The organism is Arthrobacter zhaoguopingii (genome assembly GCF_009828605.1).
In the GTDB taxonomy this organism is placed as follows: domain Bacteria; phylum Actinomycetota; class Actinomycetes; order Actinomycetales; family Micrococcaceae; genus Arthrobacter_D; species Arthrobacter_D zhaoguopingii.
Map to the genome: position 1 here is coordinate 128,139 of NZ_WIAE01000005.1, position 16,549 is coordinate 144,687.

General features: G+C 70.1%; 13 protein-coding genes. 2 read left to right on the top strand and 11 right to left on the bottom strand.

Annotation, left to right across the window (positions count from 1 at the left end; translation table 11 throughout):
- Nucleotides 1–14: 14 nt before the first annotated feature.
- The 6 genes from tsaD to GVV77_RS08085 are packed head-to-tail and all read right to left on the bottom strand — an operon-like array spanning nt 15 to nt 5,162.
- Nucleotides 15–1,091: a tRNA (adenosine(37)-N6)-threonylcarbamoyltransferase complex transferase subunit TsaD gene (tsaD, locus tag GVV77_RS08060; RefSeq protein WP_159617621.1), complete on the bottom strand. Its 1,077-nt coding sequence runs from the start codon at nt 1,089–1,091 to the stop codon at nt 15–17.
- Nucleotides 1,088–1,663, bottom strand: a complete 576-nt coding sequence (rimI, locus tag GVV77_RS08065; protein ID WP_159617622.1) for a ribosomal protein S18-alanine N-acetyltransferase — start codon at nt 1,661–1,663, stop codon at nt 1,088–1,090. Before rimI ends, tsaD begins: the two co-directional genes overlap by 4 nt.
- Entirely contained in the window at nt 1,660–2,331 is a 672-nt protein-coding gene (gene tsaB / locus GVV77_RS08070) for a tRNA (adenosine(37)-N6)-threonylcarbamoyltransferase complex dimerization subunit type 1 TsaB (RefSeq protein ID WP_159617623.1), read from the bottom strand. Before tsaB ends, rimI begins: the two co-directional genes overlap by 4 nt.
- A 9-nt stretch (nt 2,332–2,340) precedes the next feature.
- Nucleotides 2,341–2,886: a tRNA (adenosine(37)-N6)-threonylcarbamoyltransferase complex ATPase subunit type 1 TsaE gene (tsaE, locus tag GVV77_RS08075; protein ID WP_159617624.1), complete on the bottom strand. Its 546-nt coding sequence runs from the start codon at nt 2,884–2,886 to the stop codon at nt 2,341–2,343.
- Complete coding sequence (gene alr / locus GVV77_RS08080) at nt 2,879–4,039, bottom strand: alanine racemase (RefSeq protein ID WP_246199705.1); 1,161 nt, start codon at nt 4,037–4,039, stop codon at nt 2,879–2,881. The genes tsaE and alr overlap by 8 nt, the downstream gene beginning before the upstream one ends.
- 37 nt (nt 4,040–4,076) lie before the next feature.
- Entirely contained in the window at nt 4,077–5,162 is a 1,086-nt protein-coding gene (locus tag GVV77_RS08085) for a PfkB family carbohydrate kinase (RefSeq protein WP_159617626.1), read from the bottom strand.
- 369 nt (nt 5,163–5,531) lie between these two features.
- Here GVV77_RS08085 and GVV77_RS08090 point away from each other — a divergent pair, with 369 nt between their 5' ends.
- Together GVV77_RS08090 and GVV77_RS08095 are read left to right on the top strand one after the other, a co-directional pair.
- Nucleotides 5,532–5,879, top strand: a complete 348-nt coding sequence (locus tag GVV77_RS08090) for a hypothetical protein (RefSeq protein ID WP_159617627.1) — start codon at nt 5,532–5,534, stop codon at nt 5,877–5,879.
- 108 nt (nt 5,880–5,987) lie between these two features.
- Entirely contained in the window at nt 5,988–7,346 is a 1,359-nt protein-coding gene (locus GVV77_RS08095) for a family 4 glycosyl hydrolase (RefSeq protein WP_159617628.1), read from the top strand.
- Nucleotides 7,347–7,432: 86 nt separating this feature from the next.
- Here the strand turns inward: GVV77_RS08095 and mgrA are convergent, their stop codons facing one another.
- The 5 genes from mgrA to glgX all read right to left on the bottom strand — a co-directional run bounded on the left by mgrA (nt 7,433) and on the right by glgX (nt 16,417).
- The gene (gene mgrA, locus GVV77_RS08100) at nt 7,433–8,479 is read right to left on the bottom strand and encodes an L-glyceraldehyde 3-phosphate reductase (protein ID WP_159617629.1); all 1,047 of its coding nucleotides are present in this window, start codon (nt 8,477–8,479) and stop codon (nt 7,433–7,435) included.
- 39 nt (nt 8,480–8,518) lie between these two features.
- Nucleotides 8,519–10,069: an FAD-dependent monooxygenase gene (locus GVV77_RS08105; protein ID WP_159617630.1), complete on the bottom strand. Its 1,551-nt coding sequence runs from the start codon at nt 10,067–10,069 to the stop codon at nt 8,519–8,521.
- Between the two features lie 2 nt (nt 10,070–10,071).
- On the bottom strand, nt 10,072–11,823 hold the full coding sequence (treZ, locus tag GVV77_RS08110) for a malto-oligosyltrehalose trehalohydrolase (RefSeq protein WP_159617631.1): 1,752 nt from the start codon (nt 11,821–11,823) through the stop codon (nt 10,072–10,074).
- On the bottom strand, nt 11,820–14,138 hold the full coding sequence (gene treY / locus GVV77_RS08115) for a malto-oligosyltrehalose synthase (RefSeq protein WP_159617632.1): 2,319 nt from the start codon (nt 14,136–14,138) through the stop codon (nt 11,820–11,822). Before treY ends, treZ begins: the two co-directional genes overlap by 4 nt.
- 92 nt (nt 14,139–14,230) lie before the next feature.
- Nucleotides 14,231–16,417, bottom strand: a complete 2,187-nt coding sequence (gene glgX, locus GVV77_RS08120) for a glycogen debranching protein GlgX (protein WP_159617633.1) — start codon at nt 16,415–16,417, stop codon at nt 14,231–14,233.
- Nucleotides 16,418–16,549: the final 132 nt, after the last annotated feature.

The following is a 16,549-nucleotide window of genomic DNA, read 5'->3' on the forward strand; positions in this document are numbered from 1 at the left end:
CCCCCGCCGGGGTCCTAGAGGAGGATGCTCGAGACCGGCAGCGCCGAGTCCGTGGCGAAGGAGAGGCCGCTGGGGGTTCCGCCGTTGAGGACGATCTGCGCGCCCAGCGAGGCGACCATCGCCCCGTTGTCGGTGCACAGCGACGGCGGCGGCACGGTGAGCTCGATGCCCGCCGCGGCGCACCGCTCGGCGGTCAGGGCGCGCAGGCGCGAGTTCGCTGCCACTCCCCCGCCCAGCAGCAGGCTGGCGATGCCGTTCTCCGAGCACGCTAGGACGGCCTTGGCGGTGATGACGTCGACCACCGCCTCCTGGAAGGACGCGGCGATGTCGGCCACCGGGACCGGCTCCCCGTTGGCCTCGAACTGTTCGACGCTGCGCGCCACCGCCGTCTTCAGACCGCTGAAGGACCAGTCGTAGCGGTGCGGTCCGGGATTCTCGGCGGATCCCATGTACTTGGGCTGGGTCAGGCCGCGGGGGAACCGGAAGGCCCGCGGGTCGCCCTGCGCGGCGATGCGGTCGATGGCCGGACCGCCGGGGTAACCGAGACCGAGGATGCGCGCCGTCTTGTCGTACGCCTCCCCGGCGGCGTCATCGATCGTGGATCCCAGCAGCGTCACATCCGATGCGATGCTTCCCACCTTGAGGATTTCGGTGTGGCCCCCGGAGACGAGCAGCGCGCCGAGGTTTGGCGGGACGCCGTCGGCGAACGTGCCTCCAAGCATGCCGACGCCCACGTGGGCCACCAGGTGGTTCACCGCGTACAGGGGCTTCCCGGTGGCCACCGCCAGCGCCTTGGCCGCGGCCACCCCCACCATGAGCGCCCCCGACAGCCCGGGCCCGGTGGTGACGGCGATCGCGTCGATGTCCTGCAGCCCCACCCCCGCCTCGGCGAGGGCCTGCTGCAGGGTGGGCACGAACGCGTCGAGGTGGGCGCGGGAGGCGATCTCGGGGATCACCCCGCCGAAGCGCACGTGTTCGTCCATGGAGGAGGAGACGACATTGGCAAGCAGCCGGGTGCCCGCGACGACGCCGACGCCGGTCTCGTCGCAGGAAGATTCGATGCCGAGCACCAGCGGTTCACTGTGGTTCATGGCCGGTCTCCTTCGGTGCCGCTGCTGTTCCCGGCGGTGTTTTCGTTGACGTTGCCGCCGGTGTTTTCGTTGACGCCGCCGCCGTTCGGGCCGGATTCCGGGCCGGCGTCCCCGGGGGCGCCTTCGGGCGGCAGTTCCCGGCGCATCACCCAGGCGTCGACGCCGTCGCGGTAGTACCGGCGGCGGGTCGAGATTTTCGCGAACCCGGTGCGGGTGTAGAGCAGCTGGGCGCGGGGGTTGTCGGCGCGGACCTCCAGCAGTACCTCCCGGGCTCCGCGCCGGGCGGCCTCGGAGAGCAGCTCGTGCAGCATTGCCGTGCCGATGCCGCGGCCCTCGTGGCCCGGCAGGACGGCGATGGTCTGGATGTCGGCCGTGGTGTCGATGATCATCACGCCGGCGTAGCCGACGATTATCCCGTCCACCTCGGCCACGATGTAGCGGCGGGTGTCGGGGCGGAAGAACTCCTCGTAAAACATCTGCAGGGGCCAGGCGTCGACGGGGAAGAGCTCCTGCTCCAGCGCGCCGACCGTCTTGATGTCCTCGTAGTCGAGGTCCCTCAGGCTGAAGCTCATGACCCGACCTTCTTCCGGGCCCCGGGGACCTTCGCGTCGGATTCCCTCAGGTACAGCGGGGTGGTGTCCAGCAGCGGCACGCCGGCGGCGAGCCGGGCCGAGGCGGTCCGGCCCAGTGCGGCTGCGTGGGGCAGCGCACTGGAGAAGGCATCGACGGCGTGCAGCTCCTCCCGGTACAGCCCGGCCCCGGCGCCGAAGACCGGGAGCTGCGGCAGCTGGGCCGCCGGGCCTACGTGCGGGCCGTCGACCAGGACCGGAAGCCCGTGCGGGGCCTCCGGGCCCCGGTAGCGGGCCCAGTACACCTCGCGCCGGCGGGCGTCGGTGGCGACGAGGAACTCGCCGCCGGCCGCCGGGTCCCCTGCGGCCTCGAAGGCGAGGGCGTCGAGGCTCATGACCCCGTGCAGGGGCACGCCCCAGACGAACGCGAGGGTGCGTGCGGTGGCCAGGCCGGCCCGCAGGCCTGTGAACGGTCCGGGACCGACCCCGGCGGCGACGGCTGCGAGGTCCGGGCCTGCTACGCCGGCGTCACGGAGCAGGTCCTGGACCGCGGGCGCGAGGACCTCCGCGTGGGAGCGCGTGTCGGTGCTCGCGAACCGGCCGATGACGGTGTCACCGTCGAGGAGCGCGGCGCTGGCGGCGGCTGAGGTGTCCAGGGCAAGAAGAAGCACCGTAACAGCCTAGTCGAGCAGCCCGGGCGGCGGCCCTGCCGACCAGCGGGGGCCGAAGCCTGCGATGCGCACTTCCCGTTCTTCGTCCACGTCGTCGCTGAAGTCGGTGGTGATTCCCTTTCCGGCCGGCGCGGCTCCGGCGCCGGTGGGCCGGGTGATGGTGATCTCGAGCCGGCTGTCGGAGAGGTGTTCGGCGCGCCCGGCCCCCCACTCGATGACCGTCACGCTGGAATCGAGGGTGGCCTCAAGGTCGAGGTCGTCGACCTCCTCGGTCCCTTCCAGCCGGTACGCGTCGACGTGCACCAGGCCCGGACCGCCGGTGAGGGAGGGGTGGTTGCGGACCAGGATAAAGGTAGGGGAAATGACGGTGCCGCGCACGCCGAGGCCGCGGCCCAGACCCTGGGTGAAGGTCGTCTTTCCCGCACCGAGCCCGCCGGTGAGGATCAGCAGGTCCCCGCCCTGCAGCGCCGGCCCCAGGCCCTCGGCGACGGACTGGAGTTCTGCGGCGGAATGGACGAACCGGCTGCGCAGCCAGTGCTGGGCCGGCTCAGTCACCGGCCGGGCCCTCGTTGAGGTAGGTCCGCGGCACGCGGCCGCTGATGCGCGTGACAATCTCGTAGTTGATCGTCCCGGAGGCGGCGGCCCATTCCTCGACGGGCGGGTCGCCGGCGCCCCCGAAGAGGACCGCCCGGTGGCCGAGCGGGCTCCGGTCGGTACCGACCAGACCTTGGGTGCCGAAGTCGACGACCAACTGGTCCATCGCGATCCGCCCGACGGCGGGATAGGTGCGCCCGTCGATCCGCACCGGTCCCCCGGTGGCAATGCGCGGAACGCCGTCGCCGTAGCCGGTGGGGATCAGGCCGAGGGTAGTGGGCCGCTCCGTGCGGTAGGACAGCCCGTAGGAGACCCCCTGGCCGGCGGGGACCTCCTTGCAGCCCGCGACGACGGTGGCGAAGGTCATGGCCGGGCGCAGGCCGAGGTCCTCCGCGCTCTGGTCCGAGAAGGGAGAGAGCCCGTACATGCCCAGGCCCACCCGCACCATGTCGAAGTGGCAGTCCGGGCGGGAGAGGGTACCCGGCGTGTTGGCCAGGTGGCGCACCTCGAGGTCCGCGCCGGCGTCCTCGGCGACGGCCACGGCGTCCCGGAAGCGGCGCAGCTGCTCGTCGGTCTCGGGGCGGTGCGGTTCATCGGCGACGGCGAGGTGGGAAAACACCCCCACCACCCGCAGCAGGCCCTCCTCCTGGTGTTCGAGCGCCCGGTCCAGGAGGTCTCCCCACAGCTCCGGAGAGCAGCCGTTGCGGCCCAGCCCGGTATCGATCTTCAAATGCACGCGTGCGGGCCGCTCGAGCCGGCGGGCCGCCGCCACCACGTGCTCAAGTTCCCAGCCGGAAACCCCGATGTCGATGCCCTGCTCAATGCCTCCCGCGAAATCACTCTCCGGGGTGTGGAGCCAGGCCAGCACCGGGGCGTCTAGGCCGGCGCGCCTCAGATCCAGCGCCTCCGAGATGTGCGCCGTGCCCAGCCAGGAGGCTCCGGCCTCAAGCGCCGCCTTCGCGACGGCGACCGCACCATGGCCGTACCCGTCCGCCTTGACGACCGCCATGACCCGCGCCGGACTGGCCACCTCGAGCAGGTGCCGGAGGTTGTGCCGGATGGCCTCAAGGTCAACTTCGACGGTGCGTTCGGTGGGGGCGGAAAAAAAACTCACTTGCCCTATTCTGCCACCGTCGCCGGTTGGGTCCCCCTCAGGCATCGGAATGGCGGGCGATGGTCGCCGACGCGCGGCGCACCGCCTCCACGGGGACATCGGAGACGAGGTGTTCCAGGAATCCGTAGCGGCGCACCCACTGGCGGCGGACGCCGTCGCGGGTTGAACTGGTCCGGTGCCACCAGTCGGCGATGTCGCCCCAGCCGGGGGCCGCGAGGGAGCCGCCGACCTCCTGCACCGACAGGGACGCGCACAGGTTGGCGAAGCTCAGCCGGTCCGCCAGGGAGAATCCGGCGAGGTCGGCCATGACGAACGCCGCACCGAAACAGTCACCGGCGCCGGTCGGATCGAAGGCGGTGACCGGCAGCGCGGGTACCCACTCCTCCTCTCCGGTGAGGGAGTCGATGGCCATGGCGCCCTGCTGCCCCACGGTGACGACGGCCACCGGGACATGGTCGGCGAGCGCGTAGAGGGCCGCCCAGGGGTCTTCGGTGCGCGTGTATGCCATCGCTTCGACGTCGTTGGGCATGAACGCGTAGAAGTGGCCGAGCGTGGTGAGGACCTGCGGGGCCCATTCCCCGTGGGGATCCCAGCCCACATCCCCGTAGAGCCGGGTGCCGTTGGCCGTGGCGGCAGCCGCCCACGGCTCGAGCTCCCCGCCGACGCTGACGATGGCGGCGCGGCAGCTCGGTGGGACACCGATGAGTTCGGAGGCGCTCAGCGGCGGGGCGTGCCCGTGGGTCACCAGCGAGCGGTCCCGCTCCACTGAGAGGGAGACGGTCACCGGGGAGTGCCAGTTCTTGAAGACCTGGGAGCGCGAGAGGTCGACGTGCTCCTGGTCCTTGAGGATGTCCCAGTTGAACTGGCCGTAGCCGTCGTCGGAGAACGCGGCGGCGAGAGTGGTGTGGAGGCCGAGGCGGGCCGCGGCGATGGCCTGGTTGGCGATCCCGCCGGGGCTGGAGCCCATCCCGTCGGTCCACACCTCGGTGCCGGGGCGCGGGAGCTGGTCCAGCCCGGTGAAGGTGATGTCGAAGAAGACCTGGCCGGCCAGCAGGAGGTCGAATTCGGGGTCGTCCGGAGACCGCAGCCCGGCGAGGGGGTCGAAGCGGTGCTGCTTAGCCATGTAGGGCACAATACTCGCTGCCCCCGACCGATAGGAGCCGATGGAGGTGGAACGCAGGCAGGTTCGTGAAATGCCACGGAAATCCCACTGCCGCATTTTCACCGCAGATTATGGCTAGTTTTTCGCTGCGGGAGGCCATCCGTCCTCATCGATCGCGGCACTGTGTTTGTATCGACGAGGCGGGTCGCCACTGCTGGCGATCCGATTGGCACCGGCGCGACGGCGGGAGAGAAGTCGATTGTTGTACGAGGGGTGACGCCGAGTGAGGCATCCGGTTCCGAATCAACCTGGTGAGGACTTGATTACACGTTGGGGGTGCGGGTCATCCCTTCTCTAGTGCTGATCTTCATCTTCGCCGTTTCTTTCTCATTGAACACGCACGAAATCCCCCCTTACATAAAGCGGGGCTCGAGAACCGACCGGTTCTTCGAGCACCTCGTCACCGTCGCGAACTACGTCGTGATCGTCGTTGGCATCATTGCGCCGCCCTGGGGGTCTTTCTCCGGCCCGTTCCTCTTCTCCTACGCGGGGGCCGCCTGCGTCGTCGGCGCCCAGTTCGTGCGTGGGTACGCCTTCCCGTTTGAGAAGGCCCGACCGCCGCGTGGGCGTCATGAGAAACCGCTGGACGAACAGCTTGTCGTTGGAGGGCGCTGGCCGTACCGCGTCTGCTATCTGCTCGGTTATGGCCTCATGGGGATCTACGTGTTCACGCTGTAGCAAGATTCACGGCATCGCTCATCAGGCATCGCTCATTGGACGGACGGAAGGCCGGCCGCGGCGTGCGGCACAATACTCGTAGGCCGGGCGGCCTGGGAGGGGAGGACCATGAAGCTTGTAATTGTCGGCGGCGGAGGATTCCGCGTTCCCCTGGTCTACCGCGCGCTGGGCTCCGGCCGGTTCGCGGGCCTCATCGACTCCCTCACCCTCGTCGACGCCGAACCCGGACGGGCCCGCGCGGTCGCCCGGGTCCTGGCGGCCATGCCCGCCGGGGCCGAGGGCCCCACCCGGTCCCCCGCCGTCACCGTCGAGCCCGACCTTGACACGGCCCTGCAGGGGGCTGACATCGTCTTTGCAGCGATCCGCAGCGGCGGCCCGGCCGGGCGGGTCCTCGATGAGCGGGTCGCGCTGGCCGAGGGGCTGCTGGGCCAGGAGACCGTGGGAGCGGGTGGGATTTCCTATGCGCTGCGGTCCATTCCGGCCATGCTGGACCTGGCGCGGAGGATGGCCGAGAAGTGCCCGCAGGCGTGGCTGGTCAACTTCACCAATCCCGCCGGCATGGTAACCGAGGCGCTGCAGCCGGTGCTGGGTCATCGGGTGATCGGCATCTGCGACTCCGCCTCGGGGCTGGTGGCCCGCGCCGCGGCCGCCGCCGGGCTCGCCGCCGTCCCCGGTTCCCTGGCCGGCGTCGACTACCTCGGGCTGAACCACCTTGGCTGGCTGCGGGGTCTGCACGCAGACGGGGAGGACCGCCTGCCCGCCTTGCTGGCCGATCCGGTGCGCCTTTCCTCCTTCGAGGAAGGGCGGATCTTCGGTCCGGACCTGCCGCGGGTCCTTGGCGCCCTGCCCAACGAGTACCTCTTCTACTACTACTTCCACCGGGAGTCCCTGCGGGCCGTACGCTCGGCGGAGCGGACCCGCGGCGAGGTGCTCCTCGACCAGCAGCGACGGCTCTACACGGACCTCGAGGGGTCCGGGGACCCCTATCGGGTGTGGGAGGCGGCCCGGCTCGAGCGCGAAAGCGGCTACCTCGCCGAAGCACGCGGTGCCGGAGAGAAACGCGACGAGGCCGACCTCGCCGGAGGAGGCTACGAGCGCATCGCCCTGCACCTGATGCATGCCCTGCTGACGGGGAACCCGGCCGAACTGATCCTCAACGTCCGCAACGGCGGCACGGTGCCGGGCCTGCCCGCGGACGCCGTCGTCGAAGTGCCGGCCCGGGTGTCTGCCGCCGGGGCCGAGCCGCTTCCCGCAACGGGTCCGCCCTCCGGGCACCAGCTGGGCCTGATGAGCGCCGTCAAGGCGGTCGAGCAGGAGACGGTGCGGGCCGCCGTACACGGGGACCGCGACGCCGCCCTGCGCGCGTTCAGCCTGCACCCGCTGATCGACTCGGCGCACGCTGCGGCCGCGGTGCTCGCCGGATACGAGCAGGCGTTTCCCGCCCTGCCGGCCGGCTGGCGGAGCTGACCGGCCCGGCCACCGTCCCCGGCCGGAAACGGCGGAGCCCGCGTCCCGCCGGAGCGGCACGCGGGCTCCGGCCCGGTGGAAAGGTGTCAGTCCTGCAGGGCCTCGGCCCAGAGGTTGATGTCGGACTCGACGGCGAACTCGTCGATCGCGCGCAGTTCCTCGTTCGTGAACTCGAGGTTGGCAACCGCTCCGACGCTGCTTTCGAGCTGGGCGACGCTTGAGGCGCCGACCAGGGCCGAGGTGATCGGGGTGCCCTTGGCCTGCGGCCGCAGGATCCACGCGATCGCCATCTGCGCCAGGCTCTGCCCGCGGCCCTCAGCAATCTCGTTGAGACCCCGGACCCGGCGCAGGTTGTCCTCGGAGAGGTGCTCACCGGAGAGAGACTTGTCCGCGGCCGCCCGCGAATCCGAGGGAACCCCGTTGAGGTAGCGGTCGGTCAGCAGGCCCTGCGCCAACGGCGAGAATGCGATGGAACCGGCGCCCACCGTCTCAAGGGCCTCAGGGAGGTTCGGGCTGCCGTTCTCGACCCAGCGGTTGAGCATCGAGTAGGAGGGCTGGTGGATCAGCAGCGGCGTGCCGAGCCCGCGCAGGATCGCGGCGGCCTCGATCGTCTTCTCGGGCGAGTAGGAGGAGATGCCTGCGTAGAGCGCACGGCCGGAGCGCACCGCTGTGTCAAGGGCGCCCATGGTCTCCTCAAGCGGGGTTTCCGGGTCGGGGCGGTGGCTGTAGAAGATGTCGACGTAGTCAAGGCCCATGCGGTTCAGGGACTGATCGAGGCTGGCCAGCAGGTACTTGCGGGAGCCGAAGTTGCCGTAGGGCCCGGGCCACATGTCGTATCCAGCCTTGCTGGAGATGATCAGCTCATCGCGGAACGGCCGAAAGTCGTCGGCGAAGTGGCGCCCAAAGTTGGTCTCGGCGCTGCCGTAGGGGGGCCCGTAGTTGTTGGCCAGGTCGAAGTGGGTGATGCCAAGGTCGAAGGCCCGCCGCAGGATGGCACGCTGCGTGTCAAAGGGCTTGTCGTCCCCGAAGTTGTGCCACAGCCCCAGGGACACGGCCGGCAGGTGCAGCCCGCTGCGGCCGACGCGGCGGTAGGGCATGGAGTCGTAACGGTCTTCTGCGGGGGAATAGGTCATGGAACCATCCTATGCGGACACCTCGGCGCGGCCCGGCGGTCAGGAGCGGGCTTCGGGGGTGGGCGTCCACCCCGGAGGAAGGGCCGCCCGGAGTGCGGAGACCCCGCGGTGGGCTGGGGCCTCGGCGGCGACGAAGCCGTCGGGGCGCACCAGGTAGAACCGGTCCGGGCGCAGGCCCGCGGCGGGAGCCGCGGGGAACCGGTGCACCGGCAGTCCGAGGGCCCGCCCGAGCGCGTCAGCCAGTTCGGCGTCGGTGTCGCCGTAGCTGTGGACCTGCCAGACGGCGTCGGCGAGCGGGGCAAAGTTGGGGCCCGTCCACGGCAGGCGGCGCCCGACCACCCGGCCCCTGCGGCCGCGGGCCGCGGCCTTGGCCCCTTCGCTCATCCAGTAGTGGATGCGGATCTGCCCGAGGTACCCGGCGAAGCGGGGGGCGATGGGCGCGGCCGGCAGCACGCGCACGGCCACCGGCCCGGCCAGACGGGGAAGGATCCGCCGCAGCGTGCGGGCGGTGGTGGCACCGGAGGTTACGCCGGCGAAGACCCTGTCGGTGACGCTGACCAGGCGCAGGGCGACGGGGCGCCGCTCCGCGTTGTAGCGGTCGAGCAGTTCCTCCCCCGCCCGTCCGGCGAGGACGTCGGCCAGTTTGAAGGCGAGGTTGTGGGCGTCCTGGAGCCCGGTGTTCATGCCCTGGGCGCCCACGGGTGAGTGGATGTGACCGGCGTCCCCGGCCAGGAACACGGGGCCGGCGCGGAAGGCCGCGGCCACCCGGTGGTGCACGCGGTAGGTGGAGAACCAGCGGGACGTGCCGTAGGTGACGCCGAAGAGCTCGCTCAGCCGCCCCCGCGCCACGTCCTCTACGATGTCGGCGGTGCCGGTGCTGCGCAGCACCCCGATCAGCCGGTGGTTTGTCTGGCCCTCCTCCGTCCCCTTCAGCGGGAAGGCGAGCAGGAAGTCGTCGCCGCTGAGCCGCAGTTCAACGGTGGCCGCCGAGAGGCCTTGGACGTCGAGGGCATCGGCCACATAGAAGACGTATTCGTTGGTGACGCCCTCGAAGGGGATGCCGCTCAGCGTCCGCACCGCGGAGGACCCGCCGTCGCAGCCCACCACATAGCGGGCCGTGACGGTGAGGGGTCCCTCGGGGCCGGAGAACTCCGCCGTGGCACCGCCGGTGCGGGTGCTGAGCCCGGTCAGCCGCCGGTTCCACAGCACGTCCCCTCCCCTGCGCTGCAGTTCGGCCAGGAGGATCCGTTCGTTCTTGCTCTGTTCGAGGAAGTGAAGCCCCGGATGCGGGGTCAGCCCCTCCCCGAGGGCCGCCAAGGGGACCTCCCCGAAGGACCGCCGGCCGTAGCCGGGCTTGATGCTGAAGGCCTTCTGGGCCTGCTCGAGCACCGGGCCGATCACCCCCAGCTGGTCGTAGATCTCCATGGTGCGCGACTGGATCCCGAGCGCCCGGGACTCCCGGGTGGGCTCGCCCTTGCCGTCTGCGAGTACGGCGTCCACGCCGAGCCCGCGCAGCCAGGCCGCGAGCATCAGTCCGGTGGGTCCGGCGCCGACGATCAGGACGTCGGTGCTCACCTCGGAGGCGGCCATGGTCAGCCGGCCGCGAGCGAGAGGATGAGGGACCCGTGGCCCGGCAGGGTCACCGTATCGGTCCCGGTGCGGACCCCGTCCACCGTGGAGAGCAGCACCTGCGCCCCGTCGGCGGCCAGGGGGACCTCGCACTCGGCGGCGCCGAAGTTCAGGAGCACCGCAGTTCGCCCGCGTCGCAGCAGCAGCCAGCGGGCCGCCTCGTCGAACTCCACCCCGATCGAGCGGAAGTCGCGGGTGTTGAGGTCCAGCTCGGTGGCCCGCAGCCGGATCAGCTCCCGGTAGGTGTTCAGCAGCTGCCGGTGTTCGGGCTTTTCGCTTTCGGCCCAGTCGAGCTTGGCCGACTCGAATGTCGCCGGATCCTGCGGGTTGGGCACCGCCTCGGGGTCCCACCCCATGCGCTCGAACTCCCGGAGCCGTCCCTCGGCGGTCGCCCTGCCCAGTTCCGGTTCGGGATGAGAGGTGAAGAACGGCCACGGCGTGGTGGCGCCGTACTCCTCGCCCATGAACAGCATGGGGGTGAAGGGTCCGGCAACGGTCAGCACCGCGGCCTGTGCGAGCTGGGCGGGGTTCAGGGCGGCACTGATCCGGTCGCCGGCGGCCCGGTTGCCGATCTGGTCGTGGTTCTGCGCGCAGACGACCAGCTGCAGCGGGGACACCCGGTCGGCGTCGAGGCGCCGGCCGTGGCTGCGCTCCCGGAAGGAGGAGTAGGTCCCGTTGTGGAAGAACCCCTCCTTCAGGACCTTGGCGAGGGCGCCGACGGAGTTGAAGTCCTCGTAGTAGCCCTCGGTCTCGCCGGTCAGGTTCACGTGCACCGCGTGGTGGAAGTCGTCGCTCCACTGCCCGGCGAGCCCGTAGCCGTTCACGGTGCGGGCCTCGATCAGGCGCGGATTGTTGAGGTCGGATTCCGCAATGAGGAACAGGGGCTTGCCGAGTTCCGCCGCGCAGGCGTCGGTCTCGGCGGCGAATTCCTCGAGGATGTGCACGGCGCGTTCGTCGTGCAGCGCGTGGACGGCGTCAAGCCGCAGCCCGTCGACGTGGTAGTCGCGGAACCACATGAGCAGGTTCTCGATGACGTACCGCCGGACCTCATCGGAGGCCGGGCCGTCGAGGTTCAGGGAGTCGCCCCAGGTGTTGCTCAGGCCCTCGGTGAGGTAGGGGCCGAACTGGCCGAGGTAGTTGCCGCTGGGCCCTAGGTGGTTGTAGACGACGTCCTGGATGACGCCAAGGCCGCGCTGGTGGGCGGCGTCGACGAAGCGCTGGTAGGCCGCCGGGCCGCCGTAGGTCTCCTGGACGGCGTACCAGAGCACCCCGTCGTAGCCCCAGTTGTGCGTTCCGTTGAATGCGTTGACCGGGAGCAGTTCGACATACCGGACGCCGAGGTCAACGAGGTAGTCGAGCCGTTCGATGGCGGCGTCGAGGGTCCCCTCACGGGTGAAGGTCCCAAGGTGCATCTCGTAGATCACCCCGCCGTCCATCCCGGGTGAGGACCAGCCGGCGTCCTGCCACTCGTGCGCGGCCGGGTCGAAGGTCCGGGACAGGGCATGGACGCCGTCGGGCTGGCGGCGCGAGCGCGGATCCGGCACGGCGGTGGATGACCCGTTCACCTTGTACCCGTAGTCGATTCCGGGCCCGGAGGGTGCGTCCGCCGGGGCGTTCCACCAGCCGCCGGTGGAGGCGCTCATCGGGTAATCGGTGCCGTTGGCGGTCAGGATCAGGGACTCCGCGCGGGGGGCCCAGACGTCGAACGTGCTCATGCTGCATCCTCCTTGGTGAGAAGCGCTACGGGTAGGGCTGAGAACAGGTCGGCGACCGGGACGGTGCCGCCGTCGAACGTTTCGCCGGTGAGGGCGGAGGTGTAGCGGCCTTCGGGAAGCTCAACGGTGGTGCCGTTCCAGCCGCCGGCCTGGTCGAGCCCGGCGGGCAGGCGGGTGACGAGCGTCAGGGCGCCGCCGCGGTCGAAGGCGAAGAGGTGGTCCGCTGCGGGCCCGGAGGCGTGCACCGCCTCGTACCCGGCGAACAGCTCCGGCCGGTCCCGGCGGAGCCGCAGCGCGCGGGAGACGACGAGCAGCTTGGCCCGCCCGTCCTCGCCCACTGCGGGCTGGGCGCCGAAGTCGAGGTCGGTGAGGGCCTGCTTCCGGGCCCCGTAGTCGACCTCGCGCCGGTTGTCGGGGTCGACGAGGGAGGTGTCCCAGAACTCGGTGCCCTGGTAGACGTCGGGGACGCCGGGCATCGTGAGCTGCAGGAGCTTCATCGCCAGGGAGTTCGACCACCCGGGGTGCTGGATCAACTCCACAAAGGAGGTCAGAAGCTCCGACACGCGCGCGTCGTCGAACGCGGCGTCGACGGCGGCGTGCATCGCCGCTTCGAATTCCTCGTCCGGTGCGGTCCAGTGGGTGCTGGCGTCGGCCTCGCGTGCGGCCTTTTCGGCGTAGGCGTGGGCGCGTTCCCGGCTCAGCGGCCACGCTCCGATCAGGGACTGCCACAGCAGCGGCGCGAAGGACGCGTCGCCGATCGGTGCGGCCTCGTTGAGAGCGGCAAGGGCCGAGGCCCACTCCCCGGGCAGTTCGGAGAGGACGGTGATGCGTGCCCGGGTGTCCTCGCTGCGCTTGGTGTCGTGGGTGCTGAGCGTGGTCATCGACAGCGGGTTGCCGGTCGACCGCCCGAGCAGGCGGCGGTGCATCTCCAGCGGATCGAGCGCGAAGATCGACGGGTCCGCGCCCACCTCATTGAGCGAAACGAGGCGGTTGTAACGGTAAAACGCGGTGTCCTCCACGCCCTTGGCCATGACCATGCCCGAAGTCTGCTGGAACCTGCGGGCCAGTTCCGTAAGTTCAGCGTCCGGGCCGCCCTCAAGGAACGGGTCAAGGAGCGGGTGAAGGGTCTTGACGGCGGCGGCCAGGTCGGGGCGGCGCACCGAGGCGTCCCGCACGGCGTCCGCGAGGTAGCCGGCGCCGTCGGGCAGGTAGCTGCGGTAGACGGGGAAGCAGGTCAGCAGTTCGGCCAGGGCGTCGGCGGCCTCGGCCGGGTCGAGGCCCGCATCCCCGGGGACGAGCCGGGCCAGCCGCAGCACTTCCGAGCGCAGGATCCCGTCGGTGATCCCCCGCTTGGTGCCGTGGATCATTTCGTGGAACGGCTCGACGGGCACCAGGGAGGTCAGTTCGTGTTCCCCGGCCGGATCGGTGAACAGCCGATCGATCTCGGCGAGCGCGTCGTAGCCGGTGGTTCCCTCGCACGCCCAGCCCTCTGGAAGCTCCTCCCCCGGTTCGAGGATCTTCTCGACCAGGACGTAGGCGCCGCCGGTGAGGCGGCGCAGGTCTGTCAGGTAGCCGACGGGGTCGGCGAGGCCGTCGGGGTGGTCGATGCGCAGCCCGTCCACGAGCGCGTCGTCGAACCAGCTGCGGACCTCACTGTGGCTTTCCTCGAAGACCCAGGGCACCTCGACGCGCAGGCCGGCGAGGGTGTTCACGCCGAAGAAGCGGCGGTAGTTCAGTTCGCTGTCGGCGCGCCGCCAGTTCACCAGTTCGTAGTGCTGGCGGGCGTGGACCTCGGCCGCGGTGTCACCGGGGGCGAAGGACCCCTCGGCAAGGGGGAAGCGGTGGTCGTAGTAGCGGAGTGCACCATCGACGATCTCGAGGGCGGACTCCTCGTCCGGGCCGTCCCCGAGTACCGGGATCCGGATGCGGCCTCCGCCGGCGTCCCAGTCGACGTCGAAGGCCTCAACCATGCGGGAGTCCCGGCCCCCGCGCAGCAGCTCCCACCACCAGGGGTTGTCGGCCGGGGTCTCGATGCCCATGTGGTTCGGGACGATGTCAACGAGCACGCCCATCCCGGCGGCCCGCGCGGCGGCGGAAAGCTCGGAGAGAGCCTCCCGTCCGCCGCGGGCCGGGTCGACCGTGGTGGGGTCGGTGACGTCGTATCCGTGGCCAGAGCCCTTCTCCGCCGTCAGGATCGGCGAGAGGTACACCCAGTCCACTCCGAGGTCGTGCAGGTACGGCACCAGGGCCGCGGCTTCGCGCAGGTCGAACTCGCTTCGAATCTGCAGCCGGTAGGTCGATTTCGGTGTCTTCACGCATTTCCTCCTAGAGGGATGGGGTGCTGCTGGGTGCCGGGCCCGGATGGGCCCGGCGACCGGATCATGCAGTGCTGCGGACGTGGTGCCGCTTAGGCGGAGCCGGTCTTCGACGTGACCTCATTGGCGAGGATTGCCAGCGACGCCGCCACCGAGTGGTCGTGATCCTCGGCTTCGGTGTGCGACCTCAGCACGACCATCGACTTGGCCTCGACGGAGATCGTCGTCCCGGCCGGAATGGCCTCGGTGTCCGCGTACTTGCCCGCGGTGTCGATGACCTCGTCCCAGGACGGCGCGTACTCCTCGGCCGGGATGGTGAAGTCGACTGCCTCGTCGTGGGCGTTGAAGTACATCAGGAAGTTGGCGTCGGTGATGCGCTGGCCGCGCGCGTCACGTCCCCGGATTCCCTGCCCGTTGAGGAAGACCCCGATCGAGCGGCCGAAGCCGCTGTCCCAGTCCTCGGGTGCCATGAGCTCGCCGGAAGTGTCGAGCCACACGATGTCCGGCAGCGCCTCGCCCTCGCCCCGGCGGACCGGACGGCCGTCGAAGAAGCGGCGGCGGCGGAAGGTCGGGTGCTCAGACCGCAGGCGGTTGACGGCCGCCGTGAACTCGAGCAGGGGCTGGTCCATCTTGTCCCAGTGCACCCAGCTGAGCTCGGAGTCCTGGGCGTAGGTGTTGTTGTTGCCGTCCTGGGTGCGCCCGAGCTCGTCGCCGTGCAGGAGCATGGGGACGCCCTGGGAGAGCAGCAGGGTGGCGATGAAGTTGCGCTGCTGGCGTGCGCGCAGCCCCAGCACCTTCGGGTCGTCGGTGGGGCCTTCGACGCCGCCGTTCCAGGACCGGTTGTGCGATTCGCCGTCGTTGTTGTTCTCTCCGTTGGCCTCGTTGTGCTTCTCGTTGTAGGAGACGAGGTCGCGCAGGGTGAAGCCGTCGTGGGCCGTGACGAAGTTGATCGAGGCCACGGGCCGGCGGGCGGAGTGCTCGTAGAGGTCGGCCGAGCCGGTGAGGCGGGAGGCGAACTCGCCGATGCTTGAGGGCTCGCCGCGCCAGAAGTCGCGCACGGTGTCCCGGTACTTGCCGTTCCACTCGGTCCACTGCGGCGGGAAGTTGCCCACCTGGTAGCCGCCGGGTCCGACGTCCCACGGCTCGGCGATCAGCTTCACCTGGGAGACCACCGGGTCCTGCTGGACGAGTTCGAAGAACGCCGAGAGCCGGTCGACCTCGTAGAACTCGCGGGCCAGGGCGGAGGCGAGGTCGAAGCGGAAGCCGTCGACGTGCATCTCGGTCACCCAGTAGCGCAGAGAGTCCATGAGCAGCTGCAGCGAGTGGGGGTTGCCGACGTTCAGGGAGTTGCCCGTGCCGGTGTAGTCCATGTAGTACTGCTTGTCGTCTTCAACGAGGCGGTAGTAGGCCGAGTTGTCGATGCCGCGCATGGAGAGGGTCGGACCGAGGTGGTTGCCCTCCGCCGTGTGGTTGTAGACCACGTCGAGGATCACTTCGATACCGGCGAGGTGGAGTTCCTTGACCATCGCCTTGAACTCCTGGACCTGCTCGCCCTGGTCTCCTGCTGAGCCGTAGCTGTTGTGCGGGGCGAAGAACCCGATGGTGTTGTAGCCCCAGTAGTTGGAGAGTCCCTTTTCCTGCAGGGTGCTGTCGTTGACGAACTGGTGCACCGGCATCAGTTCGATGGCGGTGACGCCGAGCTTCTGCAGGTGGGCGACGACGGCGGGGTGCGCCACGCCGGCGTAGGTGCCGCGCTGCTCCTCAGGGATCTCGGGGTGCAGCTGGGTCAGGCCCTTGACGTGCGCCTCGTAGATGACCGACTGGTGGTAGGGGGTGCGCGGCATGCGGTCACCATCCCAGTCGAAGAACGGGTTGACCACGACGCCGAGCATCATGTGCGGGGCGGAGTCGTCGTTGTTGACCGAGAACTCGTCCCCGAAGTTGTAGCCAAAGAGCGCCTGGTCCCAGTCGATCTGTCCGTGGACGGCTTTGGCGTACGGGTCGAGCAGCAGTTTGTTCGGGTTGCAGCGGTGCCCCTCGGCGGGGTTGTTCGGGCCGTGGACCCGGTAGCCGTACTTCTGGCCGGGGGCGACCTGCGGCAGGTAACCGTGCCAGACGTAGCCGTCGACTTCCTTCAGGGGGATCTGCGTCTCGGTGCCGTCATCGTCAAACAGGCAGAGCACGACGGACTCCGCGATTTCACTGTAGAGCGCGAAGTTCGTCCCCGTACCGTCATAGGTCGCCCCCAGGGGATACGCTTCGCCGGGCCATAGTTCCATGTTTGTGCTCCTTGGTGTGTTCATCGAAAGTGTGTTGGTGGGGGAAAGTCAGGATGGGCCGGGGCTGCCGGTGCGGCGCCCGGGATCGGCGGTCCGCGCCGGCAGGCCGCGCGGACCGCAGCCGGCGCCGGG

Coding starts and splice junctions, on each gene's coding strand:
- tsaD (WP_159617621.1), bottom strand. CDS start 1,091: ATGAACCACAGTGAACCGCTGGTGCTCGGCATCGAATCTTCCTGCGAC.
- rimI (WP_159617622.1), bottom strand. CDS start 1,663: ATGAGCTTCAGCCTGAGGGACCTCGACTACGAGGACATCAAGACGGTC.
- GVV77_RS08085 (WP_159617626.1), bottom strand. CDS start 5,162: ATGGCTAAGCAGCACCGCTTCGACCCCCTCGCCGGGCTGCGGTCTCCG.
- GVV77_RS08095 (WP_159617628.1), top strand. CDS start 5,988: ATGAAGCTTGTAATTGTCGGCGGCGGAGGATTCCGCGTTCCCCTGGTC.
- mgrA (WP_159617629.1), bottom strand. CDS start 8,479: ATGACCTATTCCCCCGCAGAAGACCGTTACGACTCCATGCCCTACCGC.
- GVV77_RS08105 (WP_159617630.1), bottom strand. CDS start 10,069: ATGGCCGCCTCCGAGGTGAGCACCGACGTCCTGATCGTCGGCGCCGGA.
- treZ (WP_159617631.1), bottom strand. CDS start 11,823: ATGAGCACGTTCGACGTCTGGGCCCCCCGCGCGGAGTCCCTGATCCTG.
- glgX (WP_159617633.1), bottom strand. CDS start 16,417: ATGGAACTATGGCCCGGCGAAGCGTATCCCCTGGGGGCGACCTATGAC.